General features: G+C 70.8%; 3 protein-coding genes. All 3 read left to right on the top strand.

Annotated elements, in window-relative coordinates:
* The first annotated feature begins 113 nt into the window (after nt 1-113).
* Nucleotides 114-938, top strand: coding sequence for a M23 family metallopeptidase (locus tag ACIBH2_RS25720; RefSeq protein ID WP_397121862.1), 825 nt, complete (start codon nt 114-116; stop codon nt 936-938).
* Between the two features lie 56 nt (nt 939-994).
* A complete protein-coding gene (locus ACIBH2_RS25715) occupies nt 995-1975 on the top strand; it encodes a LuxR C-terminal-related transcriptional regulator (RefSeq protein WP_397121860.1) in 981 nt (326 codons plus the stop codon).
* 265 nt (nt 1976-2240) lie between these two features.
* Nucleotides 2241-11645: an amino acid adenylation domain-containing protein gene (locus ACIBH2_RS25710; protein ID WP_397121858.1), complete on the top strand. Its 9405-nt coding sequence runs from the start codon at nt 2241-2243 to the stop codon at nt 11643-11645.
* Nucleotides 11646-11741: the final 96 nt, after the last annotated feature.

Here is an 11741-nt window from a genome sequence, read left to right as displayed (position 1 = left end):
GTCACGACGGAGTACAGTTTCCGTCACAGCGATGCCGAATCGTTACCGGAACACCCCGAGCGCTAGGACTAGCTTTGCCTCAGCACCGAGAGAACTCGAACTCCGTATCCGTCATGGACTTGCTGGGTGAGAACAACGCTGGGGGCCCTCGGGTTTCCCGCCACCGTGCCGAGCCCAGCACCGCCGACCGCGTGAAGGTCGCCGCCGGAGCCGCGGTCGCCGCGGGCGCGCTCATCGGTTCCGCCACGCAACTCGTGCCCGCGCTGGCCAATGCCGCGCCGCTGCCCGGCAACAATGCCGAGAAGCACGTCACCGAGGAGTCCACGCCGGTCGAGGAGGTGCAGGCCGCCAAGCCCGCCGCCACCCAGGTCGCCGCCCCGGTAGAGACCGCGGCCCCCGACGCGCAGGCCGCCCCCATCGCGGGCCAGCCCGCCCCCTTCGGCCTGACCAATCTGCCGCCCGAGATCTCCGGCCCGCTGGCCCAGGCCGAGCAGACGCTCAAGAGCCTGCAGCAGCAGTTCGCCCCGCCCGCGGCCGTGCGTCCGGTCGCCGGTGCGATCAGCTCCGGATTCGGCAGCCGCTGGGGCGCCATGCACTACGGCGTCGACTTCGCCGACACCCTCGGCGCTCCTATTCATTCCGTCATGTCCGGCACCGTGATCGAGGCCGGTCCGGCCTCGGGCTTCGGCCTGTGGGTCCGGGTCGCGCAGGACGACGGCACCACCGCGGTCTACGGCCACGTCAACGATATGTACGTGCAGGCCGGACAGCGCGTGAACGCGGGCGACGTCATCGCCACCGTGGGCAACCGCGGCCAGTCCACCGGACCGCATCTGCACCTGGAGATCTGGGATGCCGCGGGCAACAAGATGGATCCGTTGCCGTGGATGGCCAGCAAGGGCGTCGTCATGCAGCAGCAGTGGGGCCCGGGCCTGTAGATCGTCAGGCACCCGTGGCGGGACGGTTTCCGGACCGACGCGTCCCCGTGGGTGCGGTGACGACCTTGGATGAACTGTTCGACCCGACCTCGCTGCCGGGCCGCGTCTACGCGGCACTGGTCCAGCACCCCCGCTCCACCCTCGCCGATATCGCGACCCGCCTGGGCACCCCGCCCCGTGCGACCGAGGCCGCACTGGAAGCGCTCTGCCATATGCAGGCCGCCGTGCGCATCGCCGATCACGACGGCACCGTCCGCTGGGACGCGCACGCGCCGGAAGCCTTGTCCGAGGCCGAATCCCGCCGCCGTCACCAGGACACCCAGCGCATGCAGGCCGCGGCCGCGCGACTGGGGGAGACCTTCCGCTCGGTCCGCCGGGCCACCGACGCCGACGGCGCCGTGGTCGCGGTCTACGAACGCCGCCAGCTGCTGGCCGATTTCGAGGATCTCCAGCACACCGCGCACTCGCAGGTGAAGGTGGTCGAGCGCGGCCCGTTCCTCTCCGACGTGGAGACCGAGGAGCGACTGTTCGAGCTGAAGTCCGCGCGCCTGGCCGCGGGTATCGACTATCGAACGCTGTACCAGGACACCATCTACCAGGACCCGGAGCGGCTGCGGCACGTGCTGGCCACCAATGCCGCCGGGGCACAAGCCCGTACGCTGCCCGATCCGCCGGTGAAGCTCATCATCGCCGACGACCGCCGCGCGGTGCTGGTACTGCACACCGACGAGCGCCGCGGCGACCCGATGGGCCTGCGCGTCAGCGCCTCGCCGACCCTGGACCTGCTGGTCAAGACCTTCGATGTGCTGTGGTCCATGGCGACGCCGATCTCGGTGAACCCGGCCGAGGCCCTCGACGAACGCGACCGCGCGATTCTGACCCTCATGAGTCTGGGCGCGACCGACGACACCATCGCCCGTCGTCTGGGGCTGTCCCGGCGCACGGTGGTGCGCCGGACCGCGAGCCTGCTCGAGCGCCTCGGCGCGAGCACGCGCTTCCAGGCGGGCGTGCAGGCCACCCGACGCGGCTGGCTCTGACCGCCCGACCACGCACCGGTGGCTGTGGCATATGTCGCCGGTGGCTGTGGCATATGTCACTGCATCGGAAGGGCCCTGCAACACCTGCCCACCCTCGTACCGATGGGTAAAGGGAGTTCGGGCGGTCTCCGCCGCACCACTTCCCCCATATAGGATTACCCGGACCGCAGGCCCCGTCGTCGGACACCATCGACACCGTTGGGCCGGGGCCGAATTCGTTTCGGCCGTTGCGGACCTGATGAATGCGAGAGGTGAACAAGCTCGAATGGATACTGCCCGCCGTTCCGCACGTGGTAGCCGTCGCCGCCGGTCGGGCAGCCCGCTGTTCGCCCAGTTGCTGACCGCCGCGGTCGAATCCTCGGCCGATGCCGTCGCCATTCGGTTCAATCCGACCGGCGCACCGGCCGATGCCCGCGAACTCACCTACCGCGAACTCGACGAAGCCTCCTCCAAGGTGGCCCGCGAACTCATCGCCCGCGGCATCGGACCCGGCGATGTGGTGGCCATCGGCATCGCGCGGTCCATCGAATCCGTGCTGTCGGTCTGGGCGGTCGCCAAGACCGGCGCGGCCTATGTGCCCGTCGACCCCTCCTACCCGCCCGAGCGCATCGAGTACCTGCTCACCGATTCGGGTGCGGCTCTTGGTCTGACCACCTCGGCGCACCGCTCCGCGCTCGGCACCGCCGTCTACTGGATCGAACTCGACGATCCGGTCCGCAAGGAGCGCATCGACGCCCGGCCCGGACACCCCATCTCCTACGCCGACCGGGTGCGCCCGCTCACCGAGCAGCATCCGGCCTACGTCATCTACACCTCCGGTTCCACCGGACGGCCCAAGGGCGTCGTGGTCACCCACTCCGGGCTGGGCGCGCTGGTGGCCGCCGAGCGCGAACACTATGGCGTGACCGGTGATTCGCGCGTGCTGCACGTGTGCTCGCCGAACTTCGACGTCTCGGTGCTGGAGCTGCTGCTCACCTTCTCCTCGGGCGCGACCCTGGTGGTCTCGCCGCCCAAGGTCTTCGGCGGTGACGAACTCGCCGAACTGCTGCGCCGCGAACGCGTTTCGCACATGCTCATCACCCCGGCGGCGCTGGAATCGGTCGATCCGACCGGGCTCGACGAGCTCGAGGTCGTCGTGGTCGCCGGTGACAAGTTCGGTCCGGAACTGGTGGCGCGCTGGGCCACCGAGGACCGCGACTTCTTCAACGGCTACGGCCCCACCGAGGCCACGATTCTGGCCACCAGCACCGCCGCCATGGTGCCGGGCGAACCGATCACCATCGGCCCGGCCATCGCGGGCGTGGGCGCGTTCGTCCTCGACACCCGGCTGCGGCCGGTGCCCGCGGGCGTGACCGGCGAGCTGTACCTGTCGGGTCCGGCGCTGGCGCAGGGCTACCTGTCCCGCCCGGGTCTGACCTCGGAACGCTTCGTGGCCAGCCCCTTCGGGGCCGATACCGGCAATCCGGGTGCGCGTCTGTACCGCACCGGTGACCTGGTGCGCCGCCGCGAGGACGGCGTCATCGAATACCTCGGCCGCTCCGACTTCCAGGTCAAGATTCGCGGTCTGCGCATCGAACTCGGCGAGATCGACAACGCGCTCACCGCGTACCCGGATATCGACTACGCGGTGACCATGGGCAAGACGCTGCCCTCGGGCGCGACCGCGCTGGTCGCCTACGTCATGGCCAAGCCGGGCCGGGCCGCCGATCCGGCCGCGCTCACCGAGCACCTCGGCCGCAGCCTGCCCGCGCACATGGTGCCCTCGGCCATCATGGTGCTGGATGAGCTGCCGCTGAACCCGAGCGGCAAGCTCGACCGAGAAGCCTTGCCGGAGCCGGTCTTCGAGACCACCGCCACCCGCGCCCCCGCCGGTGAGGTGGAGCAGCGCATCGCGGCGCTCTTCGCCGAACTGCTCCGCATGGAAGAGGTCGGCGCGGACGATTCGTTCTTCGCCATCGGCGGTGACTCCATTCTCTCCATCCAGCTGGTGTCGCGGGCCCGTCAGGCGGGCATCGTCTTCACCCCGCAGGATGTGTTCGAACAGCGCACCGTGGCCGGACTGGCCAAGGTCGCCGTGGTCGGCGACGGGAATGTGGTTGCCGCACTGGAGGAATTGGACGGCGGCGGCGTCGGCGACATCCCGCTGACACCGGTGTTGGCCGATTACCTCGAAGACGGTGTGTACGACCGGTTCTCGCAGAGCATGGTGCTGGCCCTGCCCGACGATATCGATCGCGCGGCCCTGGCCGACACGCTCACCGCCGTGCTGGCGCACCACGACATTCTGCGGGCGCGACTCGTCCAGGCGGACGGGCGATTCCGGCTCGAGGTGCCCGAGGCGGCCGCGTTCGACGCGGACGCGCTCATCGCCGAGGTCGAGGCCCCCGCCGGGGTCGAGGGCGAGGAGCTCGCCCGAATCGGCAGCGCCGCAATGGATGCCACGCTGGGCGCGCTCGACCCGCGCGGCGGGCGCATGCTCGCCGTCACCTGGCTGCGCCGCCCCGATGCCAAGGACGCGCTGCTGGTCGCGGCGCACCACTTCGTCATCGACGGCGTCTCCTGGCGCATTCTCATCGCCGATCTCGTGGCGGCGTGGATGCAGCGGGCCGCCGGACAGCGAATCTCGTTGCCCCCCATCGGCACCTCGTTCCGGCGCTGGGCGCACGGACTGACCGAGGCGGCCACCGCCGAGGCCCGGGTGGGCGAGACCGAGTACTGGCGCGAGGTGCTGGCCACCCCGGATCCGCTGCTCGGCGCGCGCGAACTCGATGCCGCCGTGGACACTTTCGCGACGGTGCGGCGCTTCACCGTGCAGGTGTCGCCGGAGATCACCGAGACCGTCCTGACCGAGGTTCCGGCGCTGTACCGCGGCGGCGTGAACGACGGTCTGCTGGCCGCGCTGGCGCTGGCCGTGCGCTCCTGGCGCGCGGGCCGGGGTGTCGACGCGCCGGTGACCCGCGTCCGCCTCGAGGGCCACGGCCGTGAGGAGAGCACCGTCCCCGGTGCCGACATCACCCGCACCATCGGCTGGTTCACCAGCGTCTACCCGGTGGCGCTCGATCTGTCCGGCATCGACACCGACGCCGCGCTCGAGGGCGGGGCGACCACCGCGGCCGCGCTGCGCTCGATCAAGGAACAGCTGATCGCGGTGCCCGACAAGGGTATTGGCTTCGGCCTGCTGCGCTACCTGAACCCGGAGACCGCGGGGCTGCTCGACGGTCGCCTGGCGCAGATCGGCTTCAACTACCTCGGCCGCGTCTCCGCCAACGAGGTGCCCGAGGGGATGGCCGACGCCGCCTGGCTGCCCACCGACGCGCTCGGCGAACTCTCCGTCGAACAGGATCCGACCATGCCCGCGGGCATGGTCGTCGACCTCAACGCCATCGTCACCGACGGCGAGGACGGGCGTCCCCGCATGTCGATCTCGGTGCAGTACGCCGCCGAGATCCTCGACGAGGCGGCCGTGCGCGAACTCGCCGACGGGTGGGTGGCGGCCCTGGCGGCCGTGGCCCGCCACGTGCAGGATCCGGCCGCCGGTGGTCTGACGCCCTCCGATGTGCCGCTGGTGCGCGTCGCCCAGGTCGAACTCGACACCTGGCGCGACGCCTACCCGGGTCTGTCGGACGTGCTGCCGCTCTCGCCGCTGGGCGCGGGCCTGCTCTTCCATACCCAGCTCACCCAGGGCGCGGCCGACGACTACGTCACCCAGTTCGCCCTGGAACTCGCGGGCACCGTGGATCTGGACCGGCTGCACCGCGCCTCGCAGGCCATCCTGGACCGCCACGACGGACTGCGCGCCGCCTTCGTCACCGCCGCCGACGGCACCCCGGTGCAGGTCGTGGTGGATGCCCTCGAAGCGCCCTGGCAGGTCGTGGAAGGCGTTGCCGACGAAGAGATTCCGACGCTGCTCGACGAGGACCAGCGCACCCGGTTCGATCCGGCCCGCGCGCCGCTCATGCGATTCACGGTGTACCGCACCGTCTCCGGTCGCATCCACTTCGTGTTGACCACCCACCACCTGCTGTTCGACGGCTGGTCGCTGCCGCTGCTCATGAAGGACCTGCTGGTTCTCTATGCGACGCGGGGTGATTCGTCGCTGCTGCCGCCGGTGCGTCCCTACCGCGACTACCTGGCCTGGCTCGCGCGCCAGGACCACGAGGCCACGCTGGAGAAGTGGCGCGCCACCCTCACCGGTGCGCAGCCGACCGCCATCTCCACCGTGCTGGAGCGGCCCGAGGCCCGCGAAACCGGTTACGGCGAAATCGAATTCGAGTTCTCCGAGGACGAGACCGCGGCGGTGACCGCCTTCGCCGCCGAGACCGAGGTCACCGTCAACACCGTCGTCCAGGCCGCCTGGGCGCTGGTGCTGGCCACCCTCACCGACCGTGACGACGTGGTCTTCGGCGCGGTCGTCTCCGGTCGCCCGCCGCAGCTCGACGGCGTCGACGACATGATCGGCCTGTTCGTCAACACCATCCCGGTGCGGGTGCGCTTCGACGCCGAATCGTCGGTGCGCGAATTGCTCACCAAGGTGCAGTCCGAGCAGGCTGGCCTGCTCGAACACCACTACCTCGGCCTCGCCGAGATCCAGAGCGCCGCCGGAACCGGCGCGGCCTTCGATTCGCTGGTGGCCTACGAGTCCTACCCGGTGGACGCCGAGGGCCTGCAGGCCGCCGGTGGCTCCATCGACGGCCTCGAGGTCGCGGGCATCAAGTCGGTCACCTTCACCCACTACCCGGTGACCGTGGTCGTGGAATCCGGTGCGTGCCTGCGCTTCAAGGTCTGGCACCGCCGCGACACCATCGGTGCACCGGCCGCCCAGGCGCTGGCGGATCTGCTGCGCATGATCATCGGCCGCTTCGTCGCCGCGGCCCCGCATGCCGTCGCGGTGCGGCCGGAGTGGTGGCGCGCGGGCGCGCTGCCCGGTCAGCTGGAGCTGCCCGCCGACCGCACCCGTCCCGCGACGCCGTCGCGGCGCGGCGGCGAACTGCGCTTCGACGTGCCCGCCGATGTGCACGCGGCCCTGGATCGGCTTGCCCGCCAACATGGTTCGACGGTGCTCACGGTCGTGCACGCCGCCTTCGCGGTGCTGCTGTCGCGCCTGTCCGGCGGCACCCGGGATATCACCATGGGCGCGCTGCTGCCGGAATTCGGTGCGGTGCGCAATGATTCGGCCGCCAACGCCTATGTGCTGCGCACCGAGATCGATCCCGGTATCGCCTTCACCGCGCTGCTCGACACGCTCACCACCACCGACGCGGAGACGGTCTCGCGCGCCGGGGGACCGGAGGAGCCGCTCGCCGACGTCCTCGACGTGGTGCGCTCCGCCGCCGGACACCCGCCGTTCCAGGTGCTGCTGAGCGCCGCGGGTGCGGGGCAGAGCCAGCAGACCGCGCTGGTGGACCTGCAACTGGACGTCACCGAACGCGAGGACGGCCAGGGCGTCGCGCTGACCTTCACCTACGCCACGGATCTGTTCGATCCGGCGACCGTGCTCGACTTCGCCGACCGCCTCGGCCGGATCCTCACCGCCGTGGCCGTCGACCACGCCGCCATCGTGGGCGATATCGACGTCTACGCCCCCGGTGAGCGCGAACTCGTACTGCACCAGTGGAATACGCCCGGCGTGCCGGTGCCCGACGTCACCCTGGTCGATCTCATCACCGCCCAGGCCGCCCAGCGCCCCGACGCCCCGGCCGTGCGCTATGGCGACACCACGCTGACCTTCGATCAGCTGCTGCGCCGCGCGAACACCGTGGCGCGGGCCCTCATCGCCTACGGAGCCGGACCCGAAACCCTTGTCGCCGTGGCGGTTCCGCGCACCGAGGAACTTCCGGTGGCGCTGCTCGCGGTGCTCATCTCGGGTGCGGGCTACCTGCCCATCGACACCGCCTACCCGGCGCAGCGCCTGGAATTCATGCTGGGCGACTCCAACCCGGCCTGTGTGCTCACCACCACCGAGGAGCGGAATGCGGTGCCCGCCGGGGATATTCCGGTGGTCCTGCTCGACGGGGTACCCGGCTTCTCCGACGCCCCGGTCACCGATGCCGACCGCCGCGCCCCGCTGCTCGCCGACCACCTGGCCTACGTCATCTACACCTCCGGCTCGACCGGTGTGCCCAAGGGCGTCGGCGTGGCCCACCGCAATGTGGTGGAGCTGTTCGCCAACACCCAGGCGCACTTCGAATTCGACGAGAACGACGTGTGGACGCTGTTCCACTCCTTCGCCTTCGACTTCTCGGTCTGGGAGCTGTGGTGCGCGCTCGCCAACGGCGGCGCGGTAGTGGTGGTCGACCACCTCACCTCGCGCTCGCCGGAACAGTTCCGCGAACTGCTGATTCGCGAGCGGGTGACGGTGCTCAACCAGACCCCCTCCGCCTTCTACCAGCTCGCCGAGGCCGATCGCGCTGCGGGCGCGCAATCGGGCGACTACGCCCTGCGCTATGTCGTATTCGGCGGTGAGGCACTGGATCTGCGCCAACTGCGCCGCTGGTACGAACGACATCCGGCGGACGCGCCGACGCTGGTCAATATGTACGGCATCACCGAGACCACGGTGCACGTGTCGTTCCTGGCCCTCGACGAGGAGCTGGCGGAGCTGCCCAGCAGCGTGATCGGCCGGGCCCTGCCGGGTCTGGGCGCGCGCGTGCTCGACCAGCGCCTCAACCCGGCCCCGGTCGGCGTCGCGGGTGAGATCTACGTGGACGGCGCGCAGCTCTCGCGCGGCTACCTGGGCCGACCCGGTTTGACCGCGACGCGTTTCGTGGCCAACCCCTACGGCGCTCCGGGTTCGCGAATGTACCGCGCCGGTGACGTCGGCCGCTGGTGCGGCTTCGGCGGCGAGGCCAATCTCGAATACGCGGGCCGCAGCGACCAGCAGGTCCAATTGCGCGGCTTCCGAATCGAACTCGGCGAGATCGAGTCGGCGCTGCTGCGCCTGCCCGGCATCAGCCAGGCCGTGGTGCTGGTGCGCACCGACAACGGCGTGGATCAGCTGGTCGGTTATGTGGTGCCCGAGGGCGACAAGGTCATCGACCCGGTCGACGCCAAGGCCGCGCTGGGCGAATTCCTCACCGCCTACATGGTTCCCGACGCGCTGGTCGTGCTCGACGTGCTGCCGCTCACCGCCAACGGCAAGCTGGACCGCAAGGCCCTGCCCGCGCCGGAGGTCGTGAGCGCCGCCGAATTCCGTGCTCCCCGTACGGAAGTCGAGCGCGTGGTGGCCGAGGAGTTCGCGGCCCTGTTGGGTGCGGCCGAGGTCGGCCTGGACGACGACTTCTTCGCCCTCGGCGGCAATTCGCTGCTGGCCACCCGCGCGGTGGCCCGGATCAACGAGACCCTCGGCGCGAATATCGCGGTGCGCGAGCTGTTCGAGGCGTCCACCGTCGCCGGATTGGCCGCCAAGGTCGTGACCGGCGCGGCGGAGAACCGGCCGCCGCTGGTGCGCGCACAGCGCCCCGAGCGGGTGCCGCTGTCGCTGGCGCAGCAGCGCATGTGGGTCGTCAACCAGATCGATCCCGAATCGCCCGCCTACAACATCCCACTGGCACTGCGGCTTTCGGGCACGCTCGACGTCGCCGCCCTGCGCCACGCGGTGCAGGACGTGCTCGAGCGCCACGAGTCGCTGCGCACCCGCTACCCGGTCGACGGTCCCGGCGGACTGCCGTACCAGGAGATCCTGCCGGTCGCGGCCGCGCTGCCGGGTGGGCTCACCGTCGAACCGCGCGCCAACGCGCTGCACCGCATGACCGAGGTGCTCGCCCGCGGCTTCGACGTCACCACCGAGGTGCCCGTGCGGGCGCTGCTGTGCACCGACGGCGAGGCCAGCACCGAGCACTACCTCGTGGTGGTGGTGCACCACATCGCCGGTGACGGCGCGTCGCTGCCGCCGCTGGCCCGCGATCTCATGACCGCGTACATGGCGCGCTGCCAGGGGAATTCGCCCGCGTGGACGCCGCTGCCGGTGCAGTACGCCGATTTCGCGCTGTGGCAGCGCGAGGTCATCGGCACCGATGACGACGAGAACTCGGTCGCGGCAGGGCAATTGGCGTACTGGCGCGACCAGCTCGCCGGAGCCGCCGGAACCCTGGAGCTGCCGCTGGACCGGCCCCGCCCCGCGGTGCGGACCATGCAGGGCGGCGCGACCACCTTCACGGTCCCCGCCGAGGTCCACGAGGGATTGCAGCGCATCGCCCGCGAGCACAACGCCTCGCTGTTCATGGTCGTGCACGCCGCGCTGGCGGTACTGCTGTCGCGCCTGTCGGGCAGCGGTGACGTCACCATCGGCACGCCCATCGCCGGTCGTGGCGAGCGCGTTCTCGACGATGTGGTCGGCATGTTCGTCAATACCCTCGCGCTGCGCACCGCCGTCGACTCGGCCGCCAGCTTCGACGATCTGGTCGACCGCGCCCGCGAAACCGATCTGGCCGCCTACGGCAATGCCGATATTCCGTTCGAGCGGGTGGTGGAGGTGGTCGCGCCCGATCGCGCCGCCCAGGATCCGCTGTTCCAGGTGGTGCTGTCGTTCCAGAACACCGAGCGACCCGATCTGGAGCTGCCGGGCCTGCACATCACCGCCCTCGATACCGGCGCTGTCTCGGCGAAGTTCGACCTGCAGGTCACCATCGACCCCCGACAGTGGGAGGACGGCGCGGTCGGCGAGCTCGCCGGTGCGCTCACCTACGCGTCGGACATCTTCGACGAGAGCACCATTCGCACCTTCGGCGAGCGGCTGCAGAAGGTCCTCGCCGCGGTGGCCGCCGATTCGCGCCAGCGCGTGGGGGCGATCGAATTCGGTGTCGCCCCGGTGCAGCGGCCGGTGCCGACGGCGGCGCCCGCCGTCGAATCCAGCGCCGTCACCCGAGGCACCGCGCTGCCGCAGCTGCTCACCGCGGCCGTCGAGGACGATCCGGACGGCCCGGCGCTGGTGTGGGGCGAACAGGCCCTGTCCTACCAGGAACTCGACGCCCGCTCCTCGCGGCTGGCGCGCGTGCTCATCGGTCGGGGCAGTGGTCCGGGCACCGGGGTCGCACTGCGGCTGGACCGCGGTGTGGACGCGATCGTGGCCACCTGGGCGGTACTCAAGTCCGGCGCGGCCATTGTTCCGATGGTCGGCGGGCAGGCCGATCCGCCCGCCGGTCTGGTGGTGAAGGTCGGGCTCACGACCGACGCGACCGCCAATGGCGTGGACTGGCTGGTGCTCACCGATCCGGCCCTGGTCGCGGAGATCTCGGCGGCCTCGCCGCGCCCGGTCACCTACGCCAACCGGACGCGGGCGCTACAGGGCGGTGACCCGGCCTTCGTCGGCGAACGCACGCTCAGCTACGACCAGGTGGCCGAACTGGTCAACCGGGTCAGCGGCCGCACCGAGCTGACCTTCGAGTCGCGCACCCTGCGCTACGGCCGCCCGGACGCGCCCGCCGCCGTGATCGAGGCCCTGGCCGCCGGTGCCAGCGGCGCGTCGGTCGTGGTCGCGACGGTCGAATCCGGTGCGCTGGGCGACACGCTGGCCGAGGAATGGGTCACCCACCTGTTCACCGACCGGTCGGGACTGGACGAATTGGATACCGAACCGCTGGAGGATCTGCAGGCTGTGATCGTGGACAGCGCGCCCGAGGTCGAAGCGGCCCAGCGCATTTCCTGGCTGCCCACGGTCGTCCCACTCGACTGAGTGCATTCTCCCCGTCGTTCCGGCATGCTTTTGCCGGAATCCAACGGACCGACGCGGTGGCTCCCGGCACCAACCTGCCGGGACCGCCGCGAGGCG

The organism is Nocardia sp. NPDC050406, from assembly GCF_044459025.1.
Classification (GTDB): Bacteria; Actinomycetota; Actinomycetes; order Mycobacteriales; family Mycobacteriaceae; genus Nocardia.
Note: the sequence above shows the minus strand (reverse complement) of the source record. Positions and strands in the feature narration are given on the sequence as shown.